The 12878-nt window shown below is 66.0% G+C and carries 14 protein-coding genes; 8 read left to right on the top strand and 6 right to left on the bottom strand.

What is annotated here, in order from left to right; translation table 11 throughout:
- Nucleotides 1-9 precede the first annotated feature (9 nt).
- The 5 genes from EPK82_RS17220 to EPK82_RS17240 all read left to right on the top strand — a co-directional run bounded on the left by EPK82_RS17220 (nt 10) and on the right by EPK82_RS17240 (nt 4838).
- Nucleotides 10-1842: a GldG family protein gene (locus EPK82_RS17220; protein ID WP_134677456.1), complete on the top strand. Its 1833-nt coding sequence runs from the start codon at nt 10-12 to the stop codon at nt 1840-1842.
- Between the two features lie 707 nt (nt 1843-2549).
- Nucleotides 2550-3539 (top strand): DUF4340 domain-containing protein, encoded by a 990-nt coding sequence (locus EPK82_RS17225; RefSeq protein WP_134677457.1) that lies wholly within the window; start codon nt 2550-2552, stop codon nt 3537-3539.
- Nucleotides 3540-3773: 234 nt separating this feature from the next.
- Nucleotides 3774-3983 (top strand): cold-shock protein, encoded by a 210-nt coding sequence (locus EPK82_RS17230; protein WP_024308925.1) that lies wholly within the window; start codon nt 3774-3776, stop codon nt 3981-3983.
- A 302-nt stretch (nt 3984-4285) separates the two neighbouring features.
- A complete protein-coding gene (locus EPK82_RS17235) occupies nt 4286-4558 on the top strand; it encodes a type II toxin-antitoxin system Phd/YefM family antitoxin (protein ID WP_172979170.1) in 273 nt (90 codons plus the stop codon).
- Nucleotides 4524-4838, top strand: coding sequence for a type II toxin-antitoxin system RelE family toxin (locus EPK82_RS17240; RefSeq protein WP_134677458.1), 315 nt, complete (start codon nt 4524-4526; stop codon nt 4836-4838). The genes EPK82_RS17235 and EPK82_RS17240 overlap by 35 nt, the downstream gene beginning before the upstream one ends.
- Before the next feature lie 346 nt (nt 4839-5184).
- On the opposite strand, the gene EPK82_RS17245 is transcribed toward EPK82_RS17240, so the two are convergent.
- From EPK82_RS17245 to dapE, 3 genes are read right to left on the bottom strand one after another with little or no spacing between them, the layout of a single operon-like run.
- On the bottom strand, nt 5185-5556 hold the full coding sequence (locus tag EPK82_RS17245; protein ID WP_047592131.1) for a hypothetical protein: 372 nt from the start codon (nt 5554-5556) through the stop codon (nt 5185-5187).
- A gap of 5 nt (nt 5557-5561) precedes the next feature.
- On the bottom strand, nt 5562-6386 hold the full coding sequence (locus EPK82_RS17250) for a putative RNA methyltransferase (RefSeq protein ID WP_037053699.1): 825 nt from the start codon (nt 6384-6386) through the stop codon (nt 5562-5564).
- The gene (dapE, locus tag EPK82_RS17255) at nt 6380-7525 is read right to left on the bottom strand and encodes a succinyl-diaminopimelate desuccinylase (protein ID WP_134677459.1); all 1146 of its coding nucleotides are present in this window, start codon (nt 7523-7525) and stop codon (nt 6380-6382) included. Before dapE ends, EPK82_RS17250 begins: the two co-directional genes overlap by 7 nt.
- A 195-nt stretch (nt 7526-7720) precedes the next feature.
- Between dapE and tcdA the strand changes: the two genes are divergently transcribed.
- The 3 genes from tcdA to EPK82_RS17270 all read left to right on the top strand — a co-directional run bounded on the left by tcdA (nt 7721) and on the right by EPK82_RS17270 (nt 9976).
- Entirely contained in the window at nt 7721-8530 is an 810-nt protein-coding gene (gene tcdA, locus EPK82_RS17260) for a tRNA cyclic N6-threonylcarbamoyladenosine(37) synthase TcdA (RefSeq protein WP_134677460.1), read from the top strand.
- 150 nt (nt 8531-8680) lie between these two features.
- Entirely contained in the window at nt 8681-9475 is a 795-nt protein-coding gene (locus EPK82_RS17265; protein ID WP_134677461.1) for a substrate-binding periplasmic protein, read from the top strand.
- 33 nt (nt 9476-9508) lie between these two features.
- Nucleotides 9509-9976, top strand: coding sequence for a YehS family protein (locus EPK82_RS17270; protein WP_037053711.1), 468 nt, complete (start codon nt 9509-9511; stop codon nt 9974-9976).
- A 63-nt stretch (nt 9977-10039) separates the two neighbouring features.
- Here the strand turns inward: EPK82_RS17270 and EPK82_RS17275 are convergent, their stop codons facing one another.
- From EPK82_RS17275 to dapD, 3 genes are all read right to left on the bottom strand, one after another.
- Nucleotides 10040-10444 carry a SufE family protein gene (locus tag EPK82_RS17275; protein ID WP_134677462.1) on the bottom strand — a complete coding sequence of 135 codons (405 nt, stop codon included), beginning with the start codon at nt 10442-10444 and terminating at the stop codon, nt 10040-10042.
- An 85-nt stretch (nt 10445-10529) separates the two neighbouring features.
- Entirely contained in the window at nt 10530-11735 is a 1206-nt protein-coding gene (locus EPK82_RS17280) for an aminotransferase class V-fold PLP-dependent enzyme (RefSeq protein ID WP_134677463.1), read from the bottom strand.
- A 73-nt stretch (nt 11736-11808) separates the two neighbouring features.
- Complete coding sequence (gene dapD, locus EPK82_RS17285) at nt 11809-12843, bottom strand: 2,3,4,5-tetrahydropyridine-2,6-dicarboxylate N-succinyltransferase (protein WP_037053718.1); 1035 nt, start codon at nt 12841-12843, stop codon at nt 11809-11811.
- Nucleotides 12844-12878 lie beyond the last annotated feature (35 nt).

Genomic DNA, 12878 nt, shown 5'->3' on the forward strand with positions numbered 1-12878 from the left:
GGAGCGCCCATGAAAAAGCTGATCTATTCCGGCGCCGGGCTGCTGCTGATCGCGGTGGCGTTCGTTGCCTTCAATCTGCTGGCCGGTATCGGCCTGGGCGGTGCGCGCCTGGACCTCACCGAGCAGAAGCTCTACACCATCTCCGACGGCACCCGGCAGATCCTCGGTGAGCTGGACGAGCCGATCAACCTGTACTTCTTCTACTCGGACAAGGTGGCCAAGGACCTGCCGGCGCTGCGCACCTACGCACAGCGCGTGGAGGAGATGCTCAAGGCCTACCAGGCGCAGGCGAACGGCAAGATCCGCCTGCACATCATCGATCCCCAGCCCTTCTCCGAGGACGAGGACAAGGCGGCCGAGTACGGCCTGCAGGGGATTCCGCTGCAGCAGGGTGGCGACTCGGTCTACTTCGGCCTGGCGGGCACCAATTCGCTGGACGATACCCAGGTCATTCCGTTCTTCGCCCTGGATCAGGAGGAACACCTGGAGTACGAGCTGAGCCGCCTGGTGCAGACCCTGGCGAAACCCGAACTGCCGGTGGTCGGGGTGCTGTCCGGGCTGCCGATGACCGGTGGCTTCGACATGATGGCGCGCCAGCCGACGCCGCCATGGATGGTGCTGGAGCAGGTGCGCCAGTTGTTCAAGATCGAGAACCTCAAGGTCGATGTCGACCAGATTCCCGAGCAGGTCTCGGTGCTCTGGCTGGTGCATCCGAAGAACCTGCCGCAGCAGACCCTCTATGCCATCGACCAGTTCGTGCTGCGCGGCGGCAAGCTGATGGTGTTCGTCGACCCCTACGCGGAGGCCGACAGCGGCGAGATGCCCGGTGAGGTGGCGGTGGACAAGGCGTCGAACCTCGCGCCGCTGTTCAAGGCCTGGGGCCTGCGCATGGTCCCGGACAAGGTACTGGGCGATGGTGCCTATGCCATGTCGGTGAACATGGGCCAGGGCCAGCGCCCGGTGCGTCATGCCGCCTGGCTGAGCCTGCCGCGCAAGGCGCTGGACCAGACCGATATCGCCACGGCCGGGCTGGAGAGCATCACCGTCGCCACGGCCGGCATCCTCGAACCGCTGGAGGGGGCGAAGAGCCGCTTCACGCCGCTGATGCAGAGCTCCGAGTACGCCATGCCCTTCGATGCCCAGCGTTTCGCCATGCTCAGCAACCCGGAGGAGCTGATCCGTGAGCTGGAGCCGACCGGTGAGCGCTACACCATTGCCGCGCGGGTCGATGGCCCGGCGCAGAGTGCCTTCCCCGACGGCATCGAGGGGCGCAAGGATGGCCTCAAGCAGGCCGACAACATCAACGTCATCGCGGTGGCCGATACCGACATCCTCAGCGATCGCCTGTGGGTGCAGGTGCAGGACTTCTTCGGCCAGCGCATGCCACAACCCTGGGCTGACAACGGCAGCTTCGTCATCAACGCGCTGGACAACCTGAGCGGTTCCGAGGCGCTGATCAGCGTGCGTTCGCGTGGCCGCTTCAGCCGTCCGTTCGTGGTGGTGGAGGAGCTGCAGCGGGCGGCCGAGCAGCGCTTGCGTGACAAGGAACAGGCACTGCAGGCGCGCCTGACCGAGACCGAGCAGCAACTGGCCGCGCTGCAACGCAGCGATGATCCGAACAAGGCGCTGGAGCTGACCCCGGAACAGCAGACCGCGCTGCAGCGCTTCATCCAGCAGAAACTGGAGCTGCGCAAGGAGCTGCGCGACGTGCGCTATCAGCTCAACGCCGATATCGAGGCGCTGGGACGTACCCTGAAGGTGCTCAACATCGCCCTGGTGCCGGCACTGCTGACCTTGCTGGTGCTGGCCCTGTGGCTGTGGCGCCGGCGTCGTCAGGCCTGACGGCCAGCGCGACCCTAGGCGCTGCAGCGCGTGTGCGTAGGGTTTCGTATCCCGGCTGCAATCCGGGGTAATGCGTAGGGTGGATCACGCTTTACCGACCCACCGCTGTGGTGGATGCAGGAAGCGGCATCCACCCTACGCCGAGGGTTTCGTAGCCCGGCTGCGATCCGGGGTGATACGTAGGGTGGATCACGCTTCACCGATCCACCGCTGTGGTGGATGCAAGAAGCGGCATCCACCCTACGTCGAGGGGTTCGTATCCCGGCTGCAGTCCGGGGTGGTGCGTAGGGTGGATCACGCTTTACCGACCCACCGCTGTGGTGGATGCAGGAAGCGGCATCCACCCGACGCCGAGGGTTTCGTGGCCTGGCTGCGATCCGGGGTGGTGCGTAGGGTGGATCACGCTTTACCGATCCACTGCTGTGGTGGATGCAAGAAGCGGCATCCACCCTACACCGAGGGTTTTGTATCCAGGTTGCGATCCAGGGTGGTGAGTAGGGTGGATCACGCTTTACCGATCCACCGCTGTGGTGGATGCAGGAAGCGGCATCCACCCTACGCCGGGGGGTTCGTAGCCCGGCTGCGATCCGGCGGGTAGCAGCGCCGCCAGCAAACGACAGGTTTCCGCAAGGGCGCGGCGGGCGCACCGCCTCTGAGGCATCGGTGCGCTCCACGCGGCTCCATCTCACTCAAGGGGGAAGGGTTTCATGGGAAAGAAAGGTCTGAGCGCATTGCTCGTCATCGCGCTGCTCTGCGCGCTGGGCTATCTGGCGCTGCGGCATGACCAGCAGCAGGCCATCGCGCCGGTCGAACAGGCGCCATGGCTGGCCGCGCAGCAGGACTACCTGGGCAGCCTGCAGGCGCTGGACATCGAGGCGCCGGGCCAGCCTCCGGTGCGCATCGAGCGTCACGGCGAGGACTGGGTGGTGCCGGCGAAGGCCGACTACCCGGCGGCAAGGCAGGTACTGGCCGACCTGCTGCGGGCGCTGCGCGAGGCGCGGAAGGTGGAGGCCAAGACCGCCAATGCGCAGTGGCACGCGCGTCTGGGCCTGGCCGAGCAAGGCGCGGAGGGTGAGCAGGCACTGCGCCTGAAGCTGCAGTTCGACGGCCACCCCGATCTCGGCCTGCGCCTGGGCAAGGCAGCCCAGCAAGGCACCGGGCAACTGGTGCGCCTGGCTGGAGAGGACCAGGTCTGGTTGATCGATCGCCAGCTGAACGTACCGCCGCGCGAGCTGGACTGGCTGGACCGGCGCATCAGTGACATTCCCTACACCGATATCCAGCGCATCGAGCTGCGCCATGCCGACGGCGAGGTGCTCACCCTGAACCGGGCCGATGCCAAGCAGTACAACTTTGCCGTCGAGCAACTGGCCGGAACGCAGAAGCTCGCTTTCGAGGGCGCGGCCAACAGCGTGGCGACGCTGTTCTCCAGCCTGCAGTTCGCTGATGCCGCGCCGCTCGACCAGGTGGGCTTCAAACAGCCGCCGGTGCTGCGTTTCAGCCTCAGTGGTTTCGGTGGGCAGCAGCTCGCCGGTGCCCTGTACCGGCAGGGAGAACAGTACTGGCTGACGCTGGGGGCGCGTGAAGGTTTCAAGGTGGAGGAAGTCAGCGCGCGCCCTGACTGGGCCTATCGCCTCGACGTCGATCAGGCGCAGCGGTTGATGAAGAAGTTGCGCGATCTGCTGGCCAAAAGCTGACAAAAACGCTCTGAACAGCGCATTTTTCCAGGTGGCGGGGTGGCTCCAAAAAAGTACTTTTCAGTCACAGTTCATGCTTTATACTCGGCCTTCGGCTGCAGCAAGAACGCTACTCGCTTGACCTGCTCCATGCTCGAATTGCCGGGGTTGGCGAACGCTGAGAAGAACGTTTTTACCGAGCCGTCAAAGCGCCTTCGGGACAATAAAAACATAGCGAGTTTGGAGAAGTTGGTAATGGCAGATCGTGAGACCGGAACCGTCAAATGGTTCAATGATTCCAAGGGTTACGGGTTCATTCAGCGCGAAAGCGGCCCGGACGTGTTCGTTCACTACCGCGCCATCCGTGGCGAAGGTCACCGCACCCTGGTCGAAGGCCAGAAGGTCGAATTCGGTGTGACCCAGGGCCAGAAAGGCCTGCAAGCGGAAGATGTCTCTGCGGTCTGAGCCCCAGACTCCAATGCAAAGGCCCGTCATCGACGGGCCTTTTCGTTTCTGGGGTAGGCCGGATTCCCGCCAGCCTGAGCTCGACTCGGGAAATAGCACCACCTCCCTTGGTCGAGACTGTAAGCCAGTAGATACGAGGGCTCCAGTGCCACACGCCAGCGACCTGCCATGGCCAATCGTAACAAGTGCCTCATCTGGGGATAGCGACTCTTGCAGGGCGGGTCAGCCATAAGAGTGCTTTTAAAAGCACTCTAAAAAGAGCTATGCTCTGCCGTGCTTTCCAGGAAAGCAGGGAGAGACCCATGACTTATGCCGTATTGGCCGATGTTGCAGCATCGGTGACCGACCTCAAGAAAGACCCGATGGGCACCATCCGCGAAGGCGGTGGTGAAACCGTCGTGATCCTCAATCGCAATGAACCAGCCTTCTATGCTGTGCCTCCAGCGCTATACGAAGCCATGCTGGAGATGATCGACGATGCCCGCCTGGCCGAAGTGGTGCGCGAGCGACGTGGTGAACCCACTGTGCGAGTAGATATCGATGACCTCATCGCGCAAGCCGGCGGAGCCGACTGAGTACGCCCTGGAGTTCAACGCCCAGGCACTGAAGGAGTGGGGCAAGCTGGGCAGCACCATCCAATTGCAGTTCGCCAGGAAGCTCAAGGAGCGCCTTGAGAATCCCCGAGTCGAGGCGGACAAGCTCCGGGATATGCCCAACTGCTACAAGATCAAGCTGCGCTCCATCGGTTATCGCCTGGTCTATGAAGTGATCGACAGCCGCTTGGTTGTGACGGTGATCGCTGTGGGCAAGCGAGAGCGCAGCAAGGTTTATGGCAGCGCCGCCAACCGCTTGTAAGTGGCCTCGCTATGGGTGACGGTCCGCTGATCTACGTAGTAATAGTCGTGGCGGGGATGGTTCGTCGGGAGCGAGTTGCGGGGTGCGCTACAGCAAGCACCTGCGTGGTCACTCCGAAACGACAAAGGGCTAGCCGAATCTAACCCTTTGATCTTTATCGTGGCCGCAGCGAAACTTGAACGCTGTATATGCGCTTTGTGAATGCCTCGCTCTGGTCCCGGATTGCATCCGGGCTACGGGGGTGATGCAAGGTCCCATAGCGTGGGGCGCCTGAGCCTATCCCGCCCTTCGGGCACCCTCTCCCATGAATGGGGGAGGGCATCAGCAGGCCGCCGGGCGGCCGCGTTCATTCGGTGCGCCAGACGATCTCGGTCTCGCCATCGGCATCGACCTTGATCCAGCGGTCGGCCTCTTCATCGCTTTCATCTTCGACCCAGGTGCCGGGTGCGCAGCGAACCTGCACGCCAAGGGCGGCGTAGGCGGCGCGGGCGCAGGCGAGGTCGTCGGCCCAGGGCGTGGCGTCGCTTTCCAGGTACAGGCTGTGCCATTTGCCCACCGCCTTGGGCAGCCAGGTCACCGGTACCTCGCCGGCCTTGCACTTGAAGGTCTGGCCTTTCTGCTGCCAGTCGCTGCAAGGCCCCAGGGCTGCACCCAGCCACTGGGCCACGGCGTCGCGCTCGGCGTCTTTCAGGTAGATCTCGATATCGGGTTGGCGCATGGCTTCTAGTCCTGAGAGCTGATGCTCGGGGTTTTGACGATCCAATCGTAGCGGATGGAGACGGTCACTTCGAAGGGCGTGGCGATCACTGCTTCGCGGCGTTCGGCACTGGCGCGCCAACCGTGCGGGGTCATGGCCAGCAGATCGGCGCGGGCCTGGGCCTCGGCCAGGTGCAGGGGGAACTGCAGGGTCTCGCTGTGCGCCAGGTGCATGCCCGCCGGGATCAGCGCCAGGTGTTTCTCGTCGTCGTAGTCGCGCACTTCGTCATACAGCTTCTGCCGCAGCTCCATCAGGTGGCCGCGGGTCGGGCCCATGCGCAGCAGGCCGCCACCGGGGGCGAGCAGGCGCTCGGCCTCGCTCCAGTCGAGCGGGCTGAACACGCTGGCCAGCAGGTTGCAGCTGGCGTCGGCCAGCGGCACGCGGGCCATGCTCGCCACCAGCCAGCTCAGCTGCGGGGCGCGTTTGCAGGCGCGCTTGACCGCCTCGCGGGAGATGTCCAGGGCGTAGCCGTCGGCATCCGGCAGGGCGTGGCCGATCTGCTGCGTGTAGTAGCCCTCGCCGCAGCCGATATCCAGCCAGCGAGCCGGCGCGCGTTCGGCCGCGAGCTGGGCCAGGCGTGCGGCCAGCGGTGCGTAGTGGCCGCCGTCGAGAAAGCGCCGGCGAGCCTCGACCATGGCCTGGTTGTCGCCCGGATCGCGGCTGTTCTTGTGCTGCACCGGCAACAGGTTGAAGTAGCCCTGGCGGGCGCGGTCGAAGCTGTGCCGGTTGGCGCAGGCCAGGCCGCTGGCGCTGGGTTCGAGCGCGGTCTGGCAGAGGGGGCAGATCAGCATGCGAGGAGCTTGACCATGGTCTGGTAGTAGACCTCGGTGAGCAGGTCCAGATCACTGGCGAGTACGCGTTCGTTGATCTGGTGGATGGTGGCGTTGACCGGGCCGAGCTCGACCACCTGGGTGCCGAGGGTGGCGATGAAGCGCCCGTCCGAGGTACCGCCGCTGGTCGACGGGGTGGTCTCGCGACCGGTCACGCTGCGGATGCTGGCGGCCACGGCGTCGAGCAGGTCCCCCGGCTGGGTGAGGAACGGCAGGCCGGACAGCGCCCACTCCAGGTGGTAGTCCAGGCCATGCTTGTCGAGGATGGCGCTGACGCGCTGCTGCAGGTCTTCGACGCTGGATTCGGTGGAGAAGCGGAAGTTGAACACCGCCTTCAGCTCCCCCGGAATGACGTTGGTGGCACCGGTGCCGGCGTTGAGGTTGGAGACCTGGAAGCTGGTCGGCGGGAAGTAGTCGTTGCCGTGGTCCCAGTGCTCGGCGGCCAGCTCGGCCAGTGCCGGGGCGGCCAGGTGAATCGGGTTCTTCGCCAGGTGCGGGTAGGCCACGTGGCCCTGCTTGCCGTACACGGTGAGGGTGCAGCCGAGCGAGCCGCGGCGGCCATTCTTGACCACGTCGCCGAGCAGGGTGGTGCTCGAGGGTTCACCGACGATGCACCAGTCCAGACGCTCGCCGCGCTCGCGCAGGCGCTCGACCACGGCCTTGGTGCCGTGCTGCGCCGGGCCTTCCTCGTCGCTGGTGATGAGGAAGCTGATGGCGCCCTTGTGTTGCGGATGGTCGGCGACGAAACGCTCGACGGCGATGATCATGCTGGCCAGGCTGCCCTTCATGTCGGCGGCGCCACGGCCGCAGAGCATGCCGTCCTCATCCACGCGCACGTCGAATGGCTGGTACTGCCAGGCGTCCAGCGGGCCGGTGGGCACCACGTCGGTATGCCCGGCGAAGCACAGCACGGGGCCGTCGCCACCACGCCGGGCCCAGAAGTTCTCCACCTCTTCGATGCGCATGCGCTCCACCTCGAAGCCGCAGGCGGCGAGGCGACGCATCATCAGTTCCTGGCAGCCTTCGTCGACCGGGGTGACGGACGGACGGCGGATCAGGTCGAAGGCGAGTTCCAGAGTCGGGGTGAGGGGGGCGGTCATTGCGGCTCCGATGCGGCGGCTGGCGTGAAGGCTGGCCATCTTAAAGCAAAAGTCGTTACCAATCAGGTCATCCGGCGCCTGCGCGGATGCATTCACGCGCTGGCGGTATGGCGCCGACCGACGGCTGACCTGCCTTTCGGGGTTGGGTGGGCAAGGTGCTATCTCTATAATGCGCGCCGTCCAGCAGGGGGATAGATGAATACAGACGATCAGCGCTTTGGCGGAATAGCCCGGCTTTATGGCCAGGAGGGTTACCAGCGCCTGGCTACGGCGCATGTGGCCGTGGTCGGCATCGGTGGCGTCGGCTCCTGGGCTGCGGAAGCCCTGGCGCGCTCCGGCGTGGGCGAGATTTCCCTGTTCGACCTGGATGATGTGTGCATTACCAACACCAATCGTCAGGTGCACGCCCTCGAGGGCGCGGTGGGCAAGGCCAAGGTCGACGAGATGGCCGCGCGCATCCGTGCCATCAACCCGGCGTGCGTGGTGCATGCGGTGGCCGACTTCGTCACCCGTGAGACCATGGCCGAGTACATCACCGAACAGCTTGATGGCGTGATCGACTGCATCGACAGCGTGCCGGCCAAGGCCGCGCTGATCGCCTGGTGCAAGCGGCGCAAGATCCAGATCGTCACCACCGGCGGTGCGGGTGGCCAGGTCGACCCGACGCAGATCCAGGTCACCGACCTGAACAAGACCTTCAACGACCCGCTGGCGGCCAAGGTGCGCAGCATGCTGCGTCGTGACTACGGCTTCTCCCGTACGCCGGGGCGCACCTACAGCGTGCCGTGCGTGTTCTCCACCGAGCAGCTGCGCTATCCCAAGCCGGACGGCAGCGTCTGCCAGGCCAAGGGCTTCGTCGGTGAGGGGGTGAGGCTGGACTGCGCGGGCGGTTTCGGTGCGGTGATGATGGTCACCGCCAGTTTCGGCATGGCCGCCGCCGCCAGGCTGGTGGACAAGCTGGTCGCCGGCGCCCGGCGCCCGGCAGAGCGCAAGGCTGCTGGTTGAGGGCGTTGCGCGTTGCGCATTTGACTATGCTGGATAAACGGAAAAGGTGCAGCAAACGAACACAGGGAAGCATCGAACGTCATTCGTAGTAGAGGTGATTTTGTGTCTTACCGGTTTGAGCGCGTCTTTCGCACAGGGCGCAGGGCACGGATGCTCGCCTCCCTGACGCTGCCTGTCTGGCTCCTGCTGCTGGCCCCGGTGCAGGCCGAGCCGCAGACCCTGCGCATCGGCACCGGTGACTGGGCGCCCTATGTCGATCAGCAGCGCGCCGATGGCGGGGCCCTGGCGCGGCTGGTCAGTGCGGTGTTCGCCGAGGCCGGCTATCGGGTCGAATACATCTTTCATCCCTGGGACCGCAATGTGCTGATGTTGCAGCAGGGGCAGCTGAGCGCGATCATGCCCTACAGCTGCAGCCCCAGCCGTCTCAATTACGGTGTTTGCAGCGATCCGCTGGTGCGCGGCGAGGTGGTCCTGTTCCATCGCGCCGACCAGGCGTTCGACTGGCAGAAGGTCGACGACCTGTTCAACTATCGCATCGGCACGACCCTGGGTTACTCCTACGGGCCGGAGTTCGACGAGGCGCTGGCCGGCGGTCGCCTGATGGTGCAGCAGAGCGGCAAGGAAGACACCAGCTTCCGCCTGCTGGAACTGGGGCGCATCGACCTGCACCCACAGGATCGTGCGGTAGGCTATGCCATGTTGCGCCAGCTGTTCCCCAAGGACGCCAGTCATATCACGCACCATCCGCGCTACCTGAACAAGGAGCCGCTGCGCCTGCTGTTTCGCAAGGATGACGCCGAAGGGGCGGAGCTGTTGCGCCTGTTCAACGCCGGGCTGCGAGCTTTTGCCAAGCGCGGTGATCTGGAGCGTCTGCAGCAGGCCCTGAACTCGGGCAATGCCGACAGCTGGCAGCCCAGTACCTCACATCACGTTGCGCAGGACTGAGCGACGCTCGTCCTGCGCCTGCCAAGGATTTTCATGCTCAACAACGATGTGCTGCGCAGCTTGCGCTATCTGCTGAACGTCAACGACAGCAAGCTGGAGGCCTTGTGCCGGCTGGCCGATTACCCGGTGGAGCCCGGGCTGATCTCGGCCTGCCTGCTGCGCGAGGACGAAGCCGGGTACCGCGCCTGCAGCGACGTGCTGCTCGCCCATGTCCTCGAAGGGCTGGTGTTCCACAAGCGGGGTCGGGATGACAGCCGTCCGCGCCAGGCGGTGGAGAAGCGCCTGAGCAACAACATCGTGCTGAAGAAACTGCGCGTCGCCTTCGAGCTGCGCGACGACGACATCCAGGCCATCCTGCAGGCCGCCGACCTGCCGATGACCAAGGCCGAGCTCGGGGCGCTGTTTCGCGCGCCGGGGCACCGGCACTACCGCGAGTGTGGCGACCAGATCCTGCGTAACTTCCTGCGTGGGCTGACCCAGCGCGAACGCGCTCAGGCCTGAGCCAGGGCTGGCCTGGCAGGGGGCAAGCAGTTCGTAGCCCGGATGCAATCCGGGGCAACAGGCTCAGCCCGTCAGTTCGGCCATGCGCCGTAACACGGCATGCAGGCCGTTGCTGCGCGAGGGCGACAGCTGGCGTTGCAGGCCCAGCTGGCCGAACCAGTCATTCAGATCGAGCTGCGCCAACTCGTTGCTGCTCAAGCCTTCGACGCGCGCCAGCAGCACGGTCAGCAAGCCGCGCAGCAGACGTGCATCGCTGGTCGCACGGAAGCGCCAGCGGCCTTCATGCTGCTCGGCGAGCAGCCAGACCAGGCTCTCGCAGCCGTGCACGCGGTTGGCCTCGCTGCGCTCGGCGTCGCTCAGCGGCGCCAGACGCTCGCCCCATTGCATCAGCAGGCGGGCGCGCTGCTCCCAGCCGTGGCAGGTGGTAAAGGCGTCGAAAGCTTCCTGAGCGGCATTGGGCAGGCTCATTCCCGATCTCCCCCTGAACCCGTAGGAGCGGCTTCAGCCGCGATCACGGCTGCAACGGCGGCTCCTGCGGAAAACCGGGGCACGCTCATCGCAACAGCTCCAGGGCGTTGTCCAGTGCGGCGAAGAAGCGCTGCAGGTCGTCACCGTCGCTGTACAGGCCGAGCGATACGCGGATCGCGCCGCCGAGGCCGAGCTGTTTCATCAGCGGCATGGCGCAGTGATGGCCGGCGCGCACGGCGATACCCTGTTCGCTGAGCAGGTGAGCCAGGTCGGCGTTGTGTACGCCGTCGATGCAGAAGCTGGCCAGCGCCGTCTGCGGCGCGCCGAGCAGGCGCATGCCGGAGCGTGCCTGCAGGCCGCTCAGCAGGGCGCTGTGCAGGGCGCTCTCGTGGGCCGCCACGGCGTTCGTATCCAGGGCGCCAAGCCAGCGCAGCACGGCGCCGAAGGCGATCACCGCGCTGACCGCCGGGGTGCCGGCTTCGAAACCCAGCGGCGCCGGACGGAAGCTGGCCTGCTGGTAGTCGGCGTCCTGCACCATCTCGCCGCCGAACTGCCAGTGCTGCAGCCGGGCCAGGGCCTCGCCGCGGCCGTAGAGCAGGCCGACGCCATCCGGGCCGTACAGCTTGTGCGCCGAGCAGACGTAGAAGTCGCAGCCCAGCGCCTGCACGTCGGGGCGCTGATGCACCGCGCCCTGGGCGCCGTCGACCACGCTCAGCGCGCCCTGGGCGCGGGCCATGGCCAGCAGCTGCGGCAGCGGTTGCCAGCGGCCGAGCACGTTGGACAGCTGGGTCACGGCCAGCAGGCGGGTGCGCGGGCCGATGCACGCGGCAGCCTGTTCCAGGTCGACGCTGCCACTGGCGTCCAGCGGCAGCACGACCAGCTCCAGGTTGCGACGCCGGGCCAGTTGTTGCCAGGGCAACAGGTTGGCGTGGTGTTCGGCGGCGCTGATGACGATCTGCCCGTCGCCCGGCAACTGCGACTCGAGGCCATAGGCGAGCAGGTTGAGTGATTCGGTGGTGCCGCGGGTGAAGATGATCTGCTCCGCGCTGGCGGCGTTGAGCCACTGCGCGGCGTCCTGGCGGCTGGCCTCGAAGGCGCGGGTGGCGCGTTCGCCGGGCAGGTGCTGGGCACGGTGCACGTTGGCTGCGCCTGTGCCGTAGTAGCCGAGCAGGGCTTCGAGCAGTACCTGCGGCTTCTGCGCGGTCGCGGCGCTGTCGAGGTAGGTCTGGCCTTCGGCTTCGAGGGCGAGAATGCCGGGGAAGTCGGCGCGCCAGGGGGAGATGAGAGCCATGAGCTTCGAGCCGCAAGCTGCAAGTTCGAGCCGTCTCGTCGGCGGCTCGTGACTTGCAGCTTGGCGCTGCCTCTTAGTTGTGAGCGTGCAGGGCTTCGTTCAGCTCGATGGCCGACTTGTGGGTCTTGCACTCCACGGCGCCGGTCAGCGAGTTGCGGCGGAACAGCAGGTCGGCCTGGCCGGCCAGCTCACGCGCCTTGACCACCTTGACCAGGGCATTGCCCTCGTCGAGCAGGTTCACCTTGGTCCCGGCGGTGATGTACAGGCCGGCTTCCACGGTGTTGCGGTCACCCAGCGGGATGCCGATACCGGCGTTGGCACCGATCAGGCAGCCTTCGCCGACGCTGATGATGATGTTGCCGCCGCCGGACAGGGTGCCCATGGTCGAGCAGCCGCCGCCCAGGTCCGAACCCTTGCCGACGAATACGCCCGCGGAGACGCGACCTTCGATCATGCCCGGGCCTTCGGTGCCGGCGTTGAAGTTGACGAAGCCTTCGTGCATCACGGTGGTGCCTTCGCCGATGTAGGCGCCCAGGCGCACGCGGGCGCTGTCGGCGATACGCACGCCGGCCGGTACCACGTAGTCGGTCATTTTCGGGAACTTGTCCACGGAGAACACTTCCAGCAGCTCGCCCTTCAGGCGTGCTTCCAGCTGACGTTCGGCCAGCTCGCCGAGGTCGACGGCGCCCTGGCTGGTCCAGGCCACGTTGGGCAGCAGCGGGAAGATGCCGGCCAGGCTCAGGCCGTGCGGCTTGACCAGGCGGTGCGACAGCAGGTGCAGCTTGAGGTAGGCCTCCGGCGTGCTGCTCGGTGCGCCGTCTTCGGCGAGGAAGGTGGCGACCAGCGGGTTGTGGCTTTCGGCCAGGCGGGTCAGCAGCGCGGCCTGGGCGCTGTCCACGCCTTTCAGGGCCTCGGCCAGGTCGGCCGCCTGGGCGGTGGTGAAGGCGATGGCCTGGTTGCCGCCCTGGTAGCCGAGCTTCTCGGCGGCCTTGGCGACCAGCTCGGCTGCCGGGTTGAGCAGGGGCTGCGCGTAGAAGACTTCCAGCCAGTTGCCCTGGCGATTCTGGGTACCGACGCCAAAGGCGATGCTGAAGAGGGTGGTGCTCATGATATGGGTTCCTTGCAACGAAATCGGGTGAGGTA

The sequence above is a fragment of the Ectopseudomonas khazarica genome (assembly GCF_004521985.1).
Classification (GTDB): Bacteria; Pseudomonadota; Gammaproteobacteria; order Pseudomonadales; family Pseudomonadaceae; genus Aquipseudomonas; species Aquipseudomonas khazarica.

What these genes read in the sequence shown, in the direction of transcription:
- EPK82_RS17280 (WP_134677463.1), bottom strand. Translation starts at nt 11,735, where the DNA reads ATGGCTCTCATCTCCCCCTGGCGCGCCGACTTCCCCGGCATTCTCGCC.
- dapE (WP_134677459.1), bottom strand. Translation starts at nt 7,525, where the DNA reads ATGACCGCCCCCCTCACCCCGACTCTGGAACTCGCCTTCGACCTGATC.
- EPK82_RS17270 (WP_037053711.1), top strand. Translation starts at nt 9,509, where the DNA reads ATGCTCAACAACGATGTGCTGCGCAGCTTGCGCTATCTGCTGAACGTC.
- EPK82_RS17220 (WP_134677456.1), top strand. Translation starts at nt 10, where the DNA reads ATGAAAAAGCTGATCTATTCCGGCGCCGGGCTGCTGCTGATCGCGGTG.
- dapD (WP_037053718.1), bottom strand. Translation starts at nt 12,843, where the DNA reads ATGAGCACCACCCTCTTCAGCATCGCCTTTGGCGTCGGTACCCAGAAT.
- tcdA (WP_134677460.1), top strand. Translation starts at nt 7,721, where the DNA reads ATGAATACAGACGATCAGCGCTTTGGCGGAATAGCCCGGCTTTATGGC.
- EPK82_RS17230 (WP_024308925.1), top strand. Translation starts at nt 3,774, where the DNA reads ATGGCAGATCGTGAGACCGGAACCGTCAAATGGTTCAATGATTCCAAG.
- EPK82_RS17245 (WP_047592131.1), bottom strand. Translation starts at nt 5,556, where the DNA reads ATGCGCCAACCCGATATCGAGATCTACCTGAAAGACGCCGAGCGCGAC.
- EPK82_RS17250 (WP_037053699.1), bottom strand. Translation starts at nt 6,386, where the DNA reads ATGCTGATCTGCCCCCTCTGCCAGACCGCGCTCGAACCCAGCGCCAGC.
- EPK82_RS17240 (WP_134677458.1), top strand. Translation starts at nt 4,524, where the DNA reads ATGACCTCATCGCGCAAGCCGGCGGAGCCGACTGAGTACGCCCTGGAG.
- EPK82_RS17235 (WP_172979170.1), top strand. Translation starts at nt 4,286, where the DNA reads ATGACTTATGCCGTATTGGCCGATGTTGCAGCATCGGTGACCGACCTC.
- EPK82_RS17225 (WP_134677457.1), top strand. Translation starts at nt 2,550, where the DNA reads ATGGGAAAGAAAGGTCTGAGCGCATTGCTCGTCATCGCGCTGCTCTGC.
- EPK82_RS17265 (WP_134677461.1), top strand. Translation starts at nt 8,681, where the DNA reads ATGCTCGCCTCCCTGACGCTGCCTGTCTGGCTCCTGCTGCTGGCCCCG.
- EPK82_RS17275 (WP_134677462.1), bottom strand. Translation starts at nt 10,444, where the DNA reads ATGAGCCTGCCCAATGCCGCTCAGGAAGCTTTCGACGCCTTTACCACC.